Source organism: Corynebacterium testudinoris (assembly GCF_001021045.1).
Classification (GTDB): domain Bacteria; phylum Actinomycetota; class Actinomycetes; order Mycobacteriales; family Mycobacteriaceae; genus Corynebacterium; species Corynebacterium testudinoris.
In genome coordinates this window covers 1,113,513-1,126,834 of the sequence record NZ_CP011545.1, presented here as the reverse complement: position 1 = coordinate 1,126,834, position 13,322 = coordinate 1,113,513, and the positions used below count along the sequence as shown (strand labels likewise).

Annotated in this window: 14 protein-coding genes; 7 read left to right on the top strand and 7 right to left on the bottom strand. The window is 63.9% G+C overall.

Annotation, left to right across the window (positions count from 1 at the left end; all coding sequences use genetic code 11):
* Entirely contained in the window at positions 1-300 is a 300-nt protein-coding gene (gene gatC / locus CTEST_RS05470) for an Asp-tRNA(Asn)/Glu-tRNA(Gln) amidotransferase subunit GatC (RefSeq protein ID WP_047252893.1), read from the bottom strand.
* Positions 301-484: 184 nt separating this feature from the next.
* Here gatC and CTEST_RS05465 point away from each other — a divergent pair, with 184 nt between their 5' ends.
* Positions 485-1,156, top strand: a complete 672-nt coding sequence (locus CTEST_RS05465; RefSeq protein WP_047252892.1) for an ACT domain-containing protein — start codon at positions 485-487, stop codon at positions 1,154-1,156.
* On the opposite strand, the gene ggt is transcribed toward CTEST_RS05465, so the two are convergent.
* Complete coding sequence (gene ggt, locus CTEST_RS05460; RefSeq protein WP_047254244.1) at positions 1,153-3,081, bottom strand: gamma-glutamyltransferase; 1,929 nt, start codon at positions 3,079-3,081, stop codon at positions 1,153-1,155. The two genes, CTEST_RS05465 and ggt, sit on opposite strands and share 4 nt — an antisense overlap.
* Before the next feature lie 19 nt (positions 3,082-3,100).
* Entirely contained in the window at positions 3,101-5,140 is a 2,040-nt protein-coding gene (gene ligA / locus CTEST_RS05455; RefSeq protein ID WP_047252891.1) for an NAD-dependent DNA ligase LigA, read from the bottom strand.
* A 53-nt stretch (positions 5,141-5,193) separates the two neighbouring features.
* Here ligA and CTEST_RS05450 point away from each other — a divergent pair, with 53 nt between their 5' ends.
* From CTEST_RS05450 to CTEST_RS05435, 4 genes are read left to right on the top strand one after another with little or no spacing between them, the layout of a single operon-like run.
* Positions 5,194-5,619: an ArsR/SmtB family transcription factor gene (locus CTEST_RS05450; RefSeq protein WP_047252890.1), complete on the top strand. Its 426-nt coding sequence runs from the start codon at positions 5,194-5,196 to the stop codon at positions 5,617-5,619.
* Positions 5,619-6,575: a serine hydrolase domain-containing protein gene (locus tag CTEST_RS05445; RefSeq protein ID WP_047252889.1), complete on the top strand. Its 957-nt coding sequence runs from the start codon at positions 5,619-5,621 to the stop codon at positions 6,573-6,575. Before CTEST_RS05450 ends, CTEST_RS05445 begins: the two co-directional genes overlap by 1 nt.
* Positions 6,576-6,806: a hypothetical protein gene (locus tag CTEST_RS05440; RefSeq protein ID WP_047252888.1), complete on the top strand. Its 231-nt coding sequence runs from the start codon at positions 6,576-6,578 to the stop codon at positions 6,804-6,806.
* 5 nt (positions 6,807-6,811) lie between these two features.
* A complete protein-coding gene (locus CTEST_RS05435; RefSeq protein WP_047252887.1) occupies positions 6,812-7,480 on the top strand; it encodes a 3'-5' exonuclease in 669 nt (222 codons plus the stop codon).
* On the opposite strand, the gene CTEST_RS05430 is transcribed toward CTEST_RS05435, so the two are convergent.
* The 3 genes from CTEST_RS05430 to mnmA form a co-directional block, all read right to left on the bottom strand.
* Positions 7,467-8,408, bottom strand: coding sequence for an SLAC1 family transporter (locus CTEST_RS05430; RefSeq protein WP_052844308.1), 942 nt, complete (start codon positions 8,406-8,408; stop codon positions 7,467-7,469). The genes CTEST_RS05435 and CTEST_RS05430 overlap by 14 nt on opposite strands.
* A 62-nt stretch (positions 8,409-8,470) precedes the next feature.
* A complete protein-coding gene (locus CTEST_RS05425; RefSeq protein WP_047252886.1) occupies positions 8,471-9,427 on the bottom strand; it encodes a uroporphyrinogen decarboxylase/cobalamine-independent methonine synthase family protein in 957 nt (318 codons plus the stop codon).
* A complete protein-coding gene (gene mnmA / locus CTEST_RS05420; RefSeq protein ID WP_047252885.1) occupies positions 9,424-10,497 on the bottom strand; it encodes a tRNA 2-thiouridine(34) synthase MnmA in 1,074 nt (357 codons plus the stop codon). Before mnmA ends, CTEST_RS05425 begins: the two co-directional genes overlap by 4 nt.
* A gap of 92 nt (positions 10,498-10,589) precedes the next feature.
* Between mnmA and CTEST_RS05415 the strand changes: the two genes are divergently transcribed.
* Positions 10,590-11,396 carry a spermidine synthase gene (locus tag CTEST_RS05415; protein WP_047252884.1) on the top strand — a complete coding sequence of 269 codons (807 nt, stop codon included), beginning with the start codon at positions 10,590-10,592 and terminating at the stop codon, positions 11,394-11,396.
* Here CTEST_RS05415 and CTEST_RS05410 read toward each other — a convergent pair.
* The gene (locus CTEST_RS05410; RefSeq protein WP_047252883.1) at positions 11,370-11,993 is read right to left on the bottom strand and encodes an esterase/lipase family protein; all 624 of its coding nucleotides are present in this window, start codon (positions 11,991-11,993) and stop codon (positions 11,370-11,372) included. The genes CTEST_RS05415 and CTEST_RS05410 overlap by 27 nt on opposite strands.
* Positions 11,994-12,096: 103 nt before the next feature.
* On the opposite strand from CTEST_RS05410, the gene CTEST_RS05405 reads away from it, so the two are divergent.
* Positions 12,097-13,305 (top strand): alpha/beta hydrolase, encoded by a 1,209-nt coding sequence (locus CTEST_RS05405; protein WP_047252882.1) that lies wholly within the window; start codon positions 12,097-12,099, stop codon positions 13,303-13,305.
* Positions 13,306-13,322 lie beyond the last annotated feature (17 nt).

The following is a 13,322-nucleotide window of genomic DNA, read 5'->3' as shown; positions in this document are numbered from 1 at the left end:
TTACTGCTCCTCCCCGAGGATCTGCGGAACGACGAAACGACCATCTTCGACGGCGGGAGCCTGGTCGAGAGCCTGCTCAGCGGTGAGCGTCGGGACGATGACGTCTTCGCGCATGGAGGTCGTGATCGAATGCGGGTGGCTCATGGGCTCCACCCCGCTGGTATCGACCCGCTGGACGGCGGAGACACTATCGACGATCCCGTCGATCTGGTCAGCGAACTGCTTCAGCTCTTCTTCGCTGAGCGCCAGGCGGGACAGCTTCGCGAGGTGGGCGACCTCGTCACGCGAAATTTCGGACACTTTAGGCTCAATCCTTACTACACGTCTACGAATGAACTTTTCCCATGGTACTGCAGCTGCCATCCCGGCCGAAGATTGCGCGGGCGAAACGGAGAGGTTCCCCAATTTGGGCAGTTTTGTATCTAAGATGAACTCACACTGATGTATCCGGCAAGCAATTGATTGAAAAGGTGGCCCACTCACCATGTCCTTCCTCATCCGCGTTCTGCTCCCCGATGCACCGGGAAGCTTAGGTGAACTAGCGGAGGCGATTGGCGTGGTCAGCGGCAATATTATGTCCGTTGACGTTGTCGAGACCTTCCCTGATGGCACGGTCATGGATGACATCGTCGTGGAGCTGCCCAACGATGTCATGGCCGATACGCTCATCACGGCCGCCAATTCCATCGACGGCGTCGAGGTCGATTCCATCCGGCCCTTCTCTGGCCGCGTGGATCGCCGGGGACAGATCGAGATGCTCTCTAAAGTGGCCGCCCACTCGGGCAACATCCCCCGCGCCATGGAGGAGCTGGTCAAGGTCACTCCCCAGTCCATGACTGCGTCGTGGGGCATCGTGCTTGATGATGTGGAGGCGAATACCTCCATCACCCGCGTGGCCGCTTCCCAGGCCGCACCCGAGGACGATGGTTCGAGCCCCGTTGACATTTCCGTCACCGCTGCCCGCATCCTCAACCCCGATATGGAGGACTGGGTTCCCGCGTCATGGGGGTTGCTCGACTCTTCCCTCGCCGTCACCCCGTTGGAGGGCACCGGCTTGGTTTTGGTCGTGGGGCGTACCGGTGGCCCGGACTTCCTCGCTAGCGAGGTGGAGCACCTGGGCCACCTGGGGCGGATCGTCGGCGCGATCCTCCGCTAGCCGCCCAGGACTGTTCCCTCCCGGCGGGGATCGGCGCCGCCGAGAATTCCCGTGTCTGTGACCACGAGGGCAGATAGCCCACTGGACTGGTCATCTACCGATATCTCATGCCCCAGGCTTTCGAGCTGGCTGAGCAAGACTCCCGGGTCATCCATGAGGGGATGCTCGCCGCCGATGCCGGTGACCGGGGTATTGCGGGCACCGAAGTTGGGCGCGGAGACCGCCTGCTGCGGATTCATCTCCCAGTCAATGATATTGACCAGTGTTTTGGTCACGTACTGGATGATGAGCGAGCCACCGGGTGAGCCGACGACCATGCTGAGCTGGCCGTCGTCAAACACCAGCATCGGCGCCATTGACGAGCGCGGCCGCTTGGCCGGCTCGACTCGGTTAGCCACTGGTTGGCCGTCCTCCCCGACCGGGTCCGCGCTGAAGTCGGTGAGCTGATTGTTGAGGAGGAATCCGTTCGTCATGTGGAAGGAGCCGAACGCGGCTTCGACGCTCGTCGTCGCGGAGGCGGCATTTCCCTGGCCGTCGATGATGCTGATGTGCGTCGTACCTTGTTCGGGCAGGTCGGCCCCGCGGGCCATCGCGGGAACCAGCTCGCCGGGCTGGGCGCTGCCCATGGACTTCTCGGGGTCGATGAGCGTTTCCCGTTCCGCGATGTAGGAGTCGCTGAGGAATACTCCCACGCCACCGGGGATGTCGGTGAACGCGGGGTCGGCGATGTACGCATCGCGGTCGGCGTAGGCGAGTCGCTCGGCCTCCGACACGAGGTGCACGGCTTCGGCGGCCGGCAGGGCGCCATTTGGCCCTGCCTCGGCGGGGGCGTATTGCGCCAGGTCATAGGCGTTGAGCAGGCGCAGGGTCTCTAGGACTGCGACTCCTCCCGATGAGGACGGCGGCATGCCGCATACCTCGAAGGAGCGGTAGGGCGCACACAGCGCCTCGTGGGTCACCGGGGTGTAGCCGGCCAGGTCAGCGGTGGTCATGAGCGAGGGAGTCATCCCACCGTCGGTGGATGCCGCCTTGTCCACAATGGCTTGCGCCAGCTCACCGGTGTACAGCGCGTCCGGGCCTTCTGCAGCCAGCTTATCGACGACCGCGGCGTACTCCGGGTTCTGCATCCTCGTCCCGGCTGGCTTCGCCACCCCATCGTCGAGGAAGTAGGCGGCAGCTTCCGGATCGCGGGCGAGGTCCTCGGCCGAGTCGGCCACGGACGCGGCCATCCTTGGCGAGATCTCGAAGCCTGCGGTGGCGAGCTCCGCCGCCGGAGTCAGGTTGTCCGACCATGCGCGGGCTCCCTGGCGCTCGTGCAATTCACCGAGCGCCGCGACAATTCCGGGGACTCCGATGGAGCGACCCGAACGGCGCGCATCCGGCACCGCATCCTGGAGATAGTTCTCATCCGCAGCCAGCGGGGCAACCTCCCGGCCATCGATGGCCGAGGTCTGCCCGGAGGCGGCGTCGTAGTAAAGGATGTATCCCCCGCCACCAATGCCCGAGGATTGCGGCTCGGTGAGGCCGAGGACGAATTGGGCAGTCACGAGCGCATCCGCCGCTGTGCCGCCGTCCATGAGGACGTCGCAGGCCGCCTTGGTTGCCAATGGATTCGCGGTGGCGACGGAGAAGTTCTCGCTGGCCACCGCCTGCATGCCGGAGCGGTAGCCGGTGGCGATCTCCGGGTTGGTAGTGATGTCTCGGTCGCTATCGGCCGCTGCCGCTGCGGAGGAGTCGGCGGTGTCCGCCGCCTCCACCTGGCAGTTGGTGGCGTTAAGTGGCTCGACTGTCGGGGCACTCGCCGGGGCGGCATGGGAGGTGGTGGGTGCCGGTGGATCACTGTCGCTCGGTCCACCACAGGCGGCCAGGAGCAGCGCCGTCGTGCTCATGACGGCCGTGAGGGTCATTGTCCGTGAGGTATTCATGACCCCAATGTAACCCACATCACATGGCCGAGGGAGGGCCTTCTTCCAACAGCTGGATAAATCCGGCCTCGTCGAGGATCGTCAACCCTAGGTCGCGGGCCTTGGTTTCCTTGGAGCCAGCGTTCTCCCCGACCACCACAAAGTCAGTCTTTTTCGATACTGAGCCTGAGGCCTTACCTCCGCGGGAAATGATCGCCTCCTTGGCGCCATCCCGGGTGAAGTTCTCCAGGGATCCCGTGACCACAACCGTCAGACCGTCCAAGGTCTGCACAGCGAGGTCGGTACTCTCATCCTCCATGGTCACCCCGGCGTGCGCCCAAGAATCGACGATCTGGCGGTGCCAGTCGACGTCGTACCAGGCGGCGAGGCTCTCAGCAATGATCGTGCCGACGCCGTCGGTGTCGGCGATGTCGGTGACCTCAGCGTCGAAAAGCACCTTCAACGAGCGGAAACGCGAGGCCAAGGCGCGAGCTGCCGAGGGCCCGACATGGCGGATCGACAGGGCAACAATGACGCGCCACAGGTCAGCCTTCTTCGCCGATTCCAGGTTGGCCAGCAGCTTCCGGCCGGAGGCGTTCACCTTGCCGGCATTGGTCGTGTACACCTTCGAGGACTCCAGATCCGTCGAGGTGAGGTCGAACAAGCCCGCCTCGTCCTCCAAGATGCCAGTACGAATGAGATCCTGGGCACCCTTCTCCCCCAGCGCTTCAATATCGAAGGCTCCGCGCCCCGCCAGGTAGGTCAGGCGGGCAGACAATTGCGCGGGGCAGGAACGCGTGTTGGGGCAGCGCCAATCGGCGTCGCCCTCTTTCTGCGGAGCGAGACGGGTGCCGCAGGAGGGGCACAACGTGGGGAAAATGAACTCGCGCTCGGTGCCGTCCCGCTTCTCCACGACCGGGCCGAGCACCTCCGGGATGATCTCGCCTGCCTTGCGGATGACCACCGTATCGCCGATGAGCACGCCCTTGCGGACGACCTCAGTCTGATTGTGCAACGTCGCCATGGACACGGTCGAGCCGGCGACAAACACGGGCTCCATGATCGCGAATGGAGTGACGCGACCCGTGCGGCCCACCCCAACCTGAATGTCGAGAAGAACCGTCGTTACTTCCTCCGGCGGGTATTTGTAGGCGATCGCCCACCGCGGGGCCCGGCTGGTGGAACCAAGAGCGCGCTGTTCGGCGATGGAATCAACCTTGACCACCAGACCGTCCATTTCAAAGATCGCGTCATGGCGGTGATCGGCCCAGTAGGCCACCTTCTCGCGCACCTGCTCCGGGGTATGGACCTGCTCGGTGTAGGGACTGACGGGCAACCCCCAGGCAGCCAGCGCCAAATAGGCCTCGTGCTGGGTCGCCGGTGCAAACCCCTCGCGAGCACCGATGCCGTGGGCAACCATGCGCAGGCGGCGCTTTTTCACATCCTCCGGGTTTTTCTGGCGCAAAGATCCGGCGGCGGCATTGCGTGGATTGGCAAAGGGCTTGCCGCCTTCGGCCTGGCGAAGTTCGTTGACCTGGGAGAAGTCCTCGACCGCGATGAACACCTCGCCGCGGACCTCGATGAGTGCGGGGATGGGAAAATCCGGATGCGGGGTCAAAGAATGCGGGATGTCCTCAATCACCCGGGCATTGGCGGTGACATCCTCGCCGATTCGGCCATCTCCACGCGTCGCGGCCCGCTCCAGGCGGCCGTTCCGATAGACCAGCGCCAACGATAGGCCGTCGATTTTCAGCTCGGCGAGGTAGGTCTCGCTGGGCGTACGCGTTAGCCATTCGGTGAGTTCTTCGTCGTCGAAGACGTTATCCAGGCTCATCATGCGCTCGAGGTGCTCGACGTTGGCGAAGGTCGAGGAGACGACCGCGCCGACCTCCATCGTCGGGCTATCCGGCACGGCGAGCTCGGGGTGGTCCGCCTCAAGCTGCTGCAGCTGGGCAAATAGCCGGTCGAAGTCTGCGTCGGGGATCGAGGGCTGATCGTTGTAGTACAGGTCGCGGTGGTGGCGTACTTCTTCGGCCAGTTCGTTCCACTGTCGGCGGAGGTCGGAGTTCTGCTCAGTCACCGTGCTGATTCTAATCGTTGCGCACGGTTCCAGATTTCCGTATTTTTGGAATTATGGAATTGTACGAGAGATTGGCCGCCATAGAATCCCGGCTCGCTGCCCTGGAGGGCACACGGCCAGACTTTTCCGATGTCGATGACCTCATCTCCTTCACCGGAACTCACGGAGGTGTTGTCTACGAATGGAACCGCCCCGCGCAGTTTCTTATCGACACCACGTGGACGGATCACCTCGACCGGCTCGCCGCCCTCGCCCACCCGGTGCGCGGTGCCATCCTCCAGCGCCTCCTGCAGGCGCCTTCGACCGTCGCCGAGCTTGTCGACGACCGTGTGGTCACCTCCACCGGCACTGCCTACCACCACCTCGGGGCCTTGCAGGCCGGCGGGTGGGTGGCCAAGGAACAGGCCGGAGTGTTTTCCCTCCGCCCCACCCGGGTCATTCCCCTCCTCACCATCATCGCCGCAACGGAGGAACACTAATGCGCATTGTATTGAGCATCCTGGCCGGATTGGCCGTCTTAGCCGTAGCGATAGTCTTTGGGCCGAGTCGAGTAACGGTCTCCGACGAGCGGACGGGAGACCCCGCCCTGGCAGCCTTGCTCGCTGAGCATACCCAACGCGGCCACCATCATCTTTCGGCCTTCACCATGGTGGGCGACGACACCACCTTCGCCGGGTTAGGCGCCGACGAGAACGCCGAGTTCGAGATCGGCTCCATCACCAAAACCTTCACCGCCGAGCTTCTGGCGCGGACGGATGATTCGCAGACCGTCGGGGAGATCATCGACGTCCCCGGCGCGCCTATTGCTGATGTCACCCTGCGGGAGCTGGCCGATCACACCTCTGGGCTCCCCCGGCTGGGAAAGACCAACGTGTTCCGCGATATCTACCTACAGATGACTGCCGGGAACCCTTACGCTGGTCACACTCGCGACGAGCTGCTGGCCGAGGTCGCCGATAGTGAGCTTTCCCAGCGCGGTGAGTTTAACTATTCCAATCTGGGAAGCGCCTTGTTGGGTCACCTCCTCGCCATGGAAGCGGGAACCACCTATGAAGAATTGCTCCACGACGTAGTCCTCGGCCCCAGCGGGATGGATGACAGCTACCTCATGACGTTCGGCTCCGTGCCCCCAGATGCTCCCCGCGGCTTTAATGCTGCGGGCCGCGAAGCCGAGCCCTGGGAGATGGATAGTTACCTCCCGGCCGGCGGCCTGCGGTCCACCGCCGCCGATATGGCCCGATATGCCCGCCACGCTACTGTCCCCGACGTTGCTTGGGTCGTGCGCGAGGACGGCTCGCGGGCCCACAATGGCGGGACCTTTGGCTATTCTTCGATACTCATTGTGGATCGCGCCACGAACAAGGCGGTGTACGTCGTCGGTGACACTGACCTCGGGGTCGAGGACATTGCGTACGCACTGTGGGGGTCGATCTAAATGGGAGCGCTCATCGGTTGGGGATTGGCCCTGTTTCTCATCGGCAGCCTGGTGCTGTCTCTCCGGAAACGCCCCTCGTTGACTGATCTGGTGGCGACGTGGTTGCTTGCCTTCATCATCAGTGCGACGTGGAAGCTGCCCTGGGTGGAGGTGTGGTGGATCATTGCGCTGCTGCTAGCAGCGCATGCAGCGGCGTTCGCCTATTCATGTCTGGGGCGCAAGCTAGGGTGAGTGGCATGAACTTCGACGCCACCCGAATGCTGTCTTTTGACTTGGAAACCACCTCCGCCAACCCCCTGGAGGCACGCATTGTTACCTCTGCCCTCGTGCGCATTGATGGCAGGGATGTCAGCGCCGTCGAGCACCTCGCCGATCCGGGGGTGGAGATCCCGGAGGGGGCCGCGAAGATTCACGGCATCACCACGGAGAAGGCTCGGGCCGAGGGCCGCCCCCACGATGAAGTGCTCGCGGATACGGTGCAGGCCATTCGGCAGGCCTGGGCGGATGGCCTCACCCTCGTGGTGTTTAATGCCAGCTACGATCTGACGGTCTTGCGCAAGCTCACCGGTGATTTCACTGTCACCGGACCGGTGTTTGATCCATTCGTGGTGGACAAGATCAAGGACCGCTACCGCCCTGGGCGTCGAACGCTGACTGATTTGTCGGAGCACTATGGCGTGCGGCTAGAAAATGCGCATGAGGCCACCTCCGATGCGTTGGCTGCCGCGCGGATTGCCTGGAAGCAGGTGAAGCAGTGGCCGGAGTTGGGAACCATGGATTCGGATGAGCTCATGGAAACGCAGGCGGTGGGCTACTACGAGCGGCAGAAGGATTTCGCCCGCTACCTAGAAGGCCAGGGCAAGGACCCGAAGACGGTCAACACGAGTTGGCCTATGCAGTCTTAAGGGCCCGAACTGTGTTGAGGGAGAGGTGGATGATCACCAGGGCGAGGAAAATCCTGCTGAGGGCATCCCACCATCCCAGGCCGGTGGCCAAGGAAAGGTAGTGGCAGCCCAGGCTCATCGTGCCAATGGGGAAGGTGGCGCCCCACCACGCCGGGGAATAGTTGGCCCACGTGAAGGCAGCTCCCCAGTATCGATAAGCGGCATAGATGAACATGGGTATGGCCACGACGAAGAAGGTCGTGCCGTAGATGACCGCTGCCTTGTCGCCGAAAAAGAGGACCTGGGCGGCGGCGGTGGACTGCCCGGCGATGCCCAGGGGAATCCACGTGCTTCCGGCCATGCTCGCGGGAATGGAGGTCGTTCGCCGAATGAGGGCGAGGTAGACCCGGGCGAAGGTGGGCACGGCCGTGAGGAAGCTGAGGGCGAAACAGCCCACCGAGATCACCCAGAAGGCCCGTGGCAACACCCCCGCAGCAAAGAGCTGCCCGCCCGAGGTCGCCGCGACCATGGGAGCCACCAAGCCAAGCCCCCAGAGGAACGTCGGGGCGCCAGAGAACTTACGCAGCTGCCACAGGCAGGTGATCAGGCCCAGCGGCAAGGCGATCGCGTAGGCGATGAGTTGGAAGCTCCACATTCCAGTGACACCGGTCCAGGCAGCTCCCAGTGCCAGCACGCCCATGGCGACCATGCCCCACGGGCCCATGAACTCCTGGTGAAAACCCGGGTTGCGGTGTCTTAGCCAGCCCATACTCAACACGACGAGGACAACGGTGGCGATGACGAGAAAGCCATAGGCCAGCCACGTCCATCCGTGAATGAGGCTCAGCGTCGACGAGATGGAGGTGCCCATGAGGGTGCCAGCCCACGCGGGACCCACCGGCGGGAGCTCCGGCTGCTGAGACTGCTGAGACTGCGGGGACACGGCCATGGAGGATAACCTTATATTCATCACCCACCGTGGTGAGCATCACCTCCCCGGCGTTTTCTCCGTTAAGAAAGAGCCTCCGCGGGCCGGATCGCGGCGGCGAGGCGGTAGGCCCGGGCGGCGTCGAGAAGCGATCCCGTGGGGAAGCCTCCCCGCGGGTGGATGTCCACCTGGGTGTCCAGCAGCGCGGGGTCGAGGCCGAGTTCATCCCACAGCCGGGCGATCTGGCCCATGACCTCGCACTCCGTGGCGCGCGGGGTGGTGATTCCGAGCCCGACTCGCAGGCCGGAGCTGATTGCTTGGCCCAGCGAATCGAGCTGGGTGGTGCCGGACACCTGGTCTACGGTGACCTGGACGGTTTCTACCCCCGACTCGCGGGCGACGGACCACAGCGGGGCGTAGCCGGTCTGGTTGAGATAGACCGGACCCGGTACTCCCCCCACGACTCGGGACAGCAGCTCGGCGAGGTCCTTGGCGTGGACGGGGCGGACGGGGTGGAAGTCGGAAGCGCCGGGCATGCCGACGTTGACAATCGGCAGCAACGGCTCATCCAGCTGCACGATGACCTCGGCTCCGAACCGACGGTGGACATCGGCCATGTGGGTGCGAATTCCCTCGATGAGGGCATCCGCGAGATCGCGGAGAGCGCCGCCATCGGTGAGCACGCGGTGACCGTTGGCCAATTCGATGGAACCGGCCAACGTCCAGGGGCCTGTGACCTGCACCTTGACCGTCTCCAGAGTGGTACCCCAGGCCTCTTCGCAGCCATCGAGGTCGCGGGATAGTTGGTCCTCGACGCGTCGGGTGAGCAGCTGGGGGCGGTCAGTGAGGATCCAGGAGCGGGGTCCCCGATCGACGCTTACTGATTCGAGCAGGGCGGCCGTGCGGCCGACCGCATCGGAGCTGATCCCGCGGGCGGGAAGTTGGGGGATGTGCGGAAGCTGGCCGGTTTCGGAGATGATGACATCGGCGGCGTCGATAAGCGAGGTGCCGGGGAGGACGCCCAAGCCATACGCGGTCATCGGGTGCCGCTGATCGTTCCGGACCCGAGGACAATGTCCCCGTCCGGGTCGGGCAGGTACAGTACTGCGGCCTGGCCGCGCGCAACACCCTGCAACGGGCTGTCCAAGGTCAGCGTCATGGTGTCGCCGTCGATGACGGCGCGGCAGGCAGCGATGCCACCATGGGCCCGGACCTGCACGATCGCGTCCAAGGATCCGGTCATGGCCGGGTGCAGCACCTTGAGCCGGTCGGCGGTGATTCCGGTGACGGCAAGCGCGGCGCGGGGCCCGACGGTGACGGTGCCGGTGGCGGCGTCGATATCCGTGACGTAACGCGGGCGACCATCGTCGGCCGGGTTGCGCAGGTCAAGGCCCTTACGTTGTCCGATGGTGTAGTTCCAGGCGCCGTCGTGCTCCTTCAACGGCGTTCCCGATGTGTCCACGATGAGGCCGGGACGAACGCCGATGCGCGCGCCGAGGAAGGCTTGGGTGTTGCCGTCGGGGATGAAGCAAATGTCATAGGAATCGGGCTTCGACGCCGTGGAAAAGCCGTGGCGGGCGGCCTCCTCGCGGATGAGCGGCTTGGGCGTATCCCCGATGGGAAAGAGGCAATGCTCGAGTTCGTGGCGAGTGAGCACACCAAGGACATAGGACTGATCCTTGTCGGGATCGGTGGAACGGCGCAGGTGACCATCGGCATCGATGGAGGCGTAGTGGCCGGTAGCCACGGCATCAAACCCCAAGGCCAAGCCCCGTTCGAGGAGCGCGGCAAACTTGATCTTCTCGTTGCAGCGCAGGCAGGGGTTCGGGGTCTCCCCCACCTCATAGGAGGCGACGAAATCATCGATGACGTCGGCCTGGAAGCGATCGGAAAAGTCCCACACATAGAAAGGGATACCCAGCTTGTCGCACACCCGGCGCGCATCGGCTGAATCCTCGAGCGAACAGCAACCACGGGAGGATTCACGCACTGCCTGCGGATCGCGTGACAGTGCGAGGTGGACGCCCACGACGTCGTGCCCCGCTTCCACCATGCGGGCGGCGGCCACCGAGGAATCGACTCCGCCACTCATCGCTACCAGAACGCGCATTGTTTCCTTCCGTATATTCGTGCCCTATTTTCCTGCCCGCTATCGAGTACAGATCCCACAGTGTAATACTCCCTGCTCTAAACTCGGCAGCCATGGGCAGAACGCGAAACAAGCCGACGGGGAGCTATGAGATCTCCACCGGCACGGCTGAGTTGGTGCCGGATGACTTTTACCCGGATGCCTGGACCCTCATGGTCAACGGCGTGCCGTCATCGCATATTCAGATCGGCCGGCCTGATCAGCTCGATTTCGAGTACATGCGGTGGATGGCCGCGATCATCGAGGATGTCGTGTCCGATCCTTCCTCGGTCCGGGTCACGCACCTTGGTGGGGCGGCCTGCTCCATGGCCCGCTACTTAGCGCATGTGTGGCCGAGCTCGCGGCACACGGTGGTGGAGCTCGATGCCAAATTGGCGGCTTACGTGCGCGAATGGTTCGACATCCCGCGTGCCCCGACGGTGAAGATCCGCGTCGGTGAGGCCGGCGAGGTTACTCGTGGGTTTCATCCCGCCAGCCGGGACATCATCATCCGGGACGTCTTTTCCGGCGCCGTCACGCCACAAAGCTTATCGACGCCGTCGTTCTTCCGCGCCGTCAACACCTCCCTTTCGGCAGGTGGGTTGTACGTGGCCAACTGCGGCGACCATCCTGATTTGAGCAATGCGAAGGCGGAGTTGGCGGGCATGGCGGAGGTGTTCGAGCACGTCGCCGTCATCGCTGATCCGGCGATGCTCAAAGGCCGCCGCTACGGCAACATCATTTTGCTGGGCTCAGATGCGGAGCTTCCCGGGGAGGGGGCGCTGGCCCGGCGCCTGCTCGGTGGCGCGGTTCCCGCCCAGTACAAAGACGAGGCGTGGACGAGGGCGTTTTTCTCAGGGGCGCGCCCGCACCCCGAGTGAGGCCAAAACGACCGGGACCTCATGCAGAAGGCGGCTGTGACTGACGCCGGTGAGCTCAATGACGTGCCCCAGGCGTGATGACCACGAGGGCACGACCTTGTCCGCGTCAGAGACGATAGAGACGATCGTGACTCCCTCCGGGACCTCGGCGGGGAAAGGCTCAGCGGTTTTGACCTGGACAAAGGACTCGCCCAGCACCTTTTTTGTCAGGCGATGGCTCCCGTGATCGGGAACGCCGCGCCAGGCGGCGCCCAGGCCCACGATCGTTCCAATCCTGCCGCGCAGAGCGGGGCGGTGCGCAAGCCTCAGGGCCAGCAACCCACCGAGAGAGTGCCCGACGATGTCGAAGGTCGGGGCCTCAATCTGGAGCAATTGACGTTCGATGTCCTCCACGGAGCGGTCGAGGTCTTCGGTGCCGCGCCGGCCATAGGCCAGGGCAAGCGGGCGGATGTCATGGGCGCGCAAGGCACGGGCAAGCTTGTGGAATACACCTGGTTCGGAGCCGGTGCCGTGTAATAACACCACGACGCGATCCCCGTCCGACGTCGCGCGGGGTCGCGGCAAGAGCCGGGGGACCAATCCCAAGAGTGAAGGCACGGGAGCGAGTGTAGTCCTTGCTCCCTGTTCAAAACTTAAGAATTTTCAGATAGTTCGCCCGTCGATAGCGCGGGAATATGTTCGGTGCCGCATACTAAAGCCCATGATTCACTTGCCTCTGGTGTCGCTAACTGACACCACTGCCCAAATCTTTATCGCGGTCATCGCGGTGGTGACCACCCTGGTTGCGCTGTTGGGCAAGCCCCGCTGGTATCCGCTCATCGGTTCGGCCCTCACCGGCGTCATCGTCTGGTTCGTCTTGGAAAAGCTGTGGCATCCGTTCCCAGACAAGGTCCCGGCGGTGGTGTACGTCGCGGGGTCGGCGGCCGTCTTTGTCCTGGTGTGCGCCATCGTTCAGCGGCGCTGGCTGGTGGGTATTCTCGCGATCATTGCTCTGGTCAACGCCGGGGCGGTGGCCAATGTGATTTACCAGCAGTACCCCACGCTGCGCTCGCTCAATCCCATTCCCGTGACCGTCGAGATGACCTACGATCAGTTCCGTAACCAACAGGTTGCCCCCACGGTCAATGACCGGGAAGTCGGTGCGTTGGTTACTGTGCCGATGCACACGCCCGGGTTCGCCGCCCGCGACGCCATGGCGTACGTCCCGCCGGCCTATTGGTCGAAGCCGGACCGCGAGCTGCCCGTTTTAGTCCTTCTGGCGGGTAATCCCGGCAAGCCGGCGCAATGGTTCGGCGCGGGCGAGGCCTCGCAGACCGCGGATGACTACCAGTCCACCCATGACGGTCTCTCCCCCATCGTCATCAGTGTCGATGCCACCGGATCACTCACCGGCAATCCGGGTTGCGTGGATGGGCCCAAGGACAAGGTGGACACCTACCTGTCTAGTGAGGTTCCGCAGATGGTCAAGGAGAAGTTCCGCGTCGTCGCTGACCAGTCGCGCTGGACCATCGGCGGCTTGAGCTACGGCGGCACCTGTGCCTTGCAGATTGTGACCAATCACCCCGACTCTTACGGCTCCTTCCTCGATTTTTCCGGCCAGGCCGAGCCGTCGCTGGGGACTCGCCAACAAACCATTGACACCCTGTTCGGCGGTGACGAGGCCGCCTTCGACGCCGTTAACCCGGCAACCCTGCTGGCCAACAACCGCTACCCCACTACTCAGGGCCGCTTCGTCGCCGGTGAGGATGACCCATCCGCAGAGGAAGCCCTGCAGCACCTCAACGATCTCGCGCAGAAAGCCGGAATGACCACCACGTATGAGACGGTCCCCGGCGGACACTCCTATCAGGTGTGGCGCGTGGCATTGGTAGAGACCTTCGAGTGGGCCGCCCAGCGCGGTGGCCTATAACCCCGAGAGACGAACTG

Bases quoted from the DNA above. Each gene is read 5' to 3' on its own strand.
- CTEST_RS05465 (WP_047252892.1), top strand. From the start codon at position 485: ATGTCCTTCCTCATCCGCGTTCTGCTCCCCGATGCACCGGGAAGCTTA.
- ggt (WP_047254244.1), bottom strand. From the start codon at position 3,081: ATGAATACCTCACGGACAATGACCCTCACGGCCGTCATGAGCACGACG.
- CTEST_RS05450 (WP_047252890.1), top strand. From the start codon at position 5,194: ATGGAATTGTACGAGAGATTGGCCGCCATAGAATCCCGGCTCGCTGCC.
- CTEST_RS05445 (WP_047252889.1), top strand. From the start codon at position 5,619: ATGCGCATTGTATTGAGCATCCTGGCCGGATTGGCCGTCTTAGCCGTA.
- CTEST_RS05440 (WP_047252888.1), top strand. From the start codon at position 6,576: ATGGGAGCGCTCATCGGTTGGGGATTGGCCCTGTTTCTCATCGGCAGC.
- CTEST_RS05435 (WP_047252887.1), top strand. From the start codon at position 6,812: ATGAACTTCGACGCCACCCGAATGCTGTCTTTTGACTTGGAAACCACC.
- CTEST_RS05430 (WP_052844308.1), bottom strand. From the start codon at position 8,408: ATGGCCGTGTCCCCGCAGTCTCAGCAGTCTCAGCAGCCGGAGCTCCCG.
- CTEST_RS05425 (WP_047252886.1), bottom strand. From the start codon at position 9,427: ATGACCGCGTATGGCTTGGGCGTCCTCCCCGGCACCTCGCTTATCGAC.
- mnmA (WP_047252885.1), bottom strand. From the start codon at position 10,497: ATGCGCGTTCTGGTAGCGATGAGTGGCGGAGTCGATTCCTCGGTGGCC.
- CTEST_RS05415 (WP_047252884.1), top strand. From the start codon at position 10,590: ATGGGCAGAACGCGAAACAAGCCGACGGGGAGCTATGAGATCTCCACC.
- CTEST_RS05405 (WP_047252882.1), top strand. From the start codon at position 12,097: ATGATTCACTTGCCTCTGGTGTCGCTAACTGACACCACTGCCCAAATC.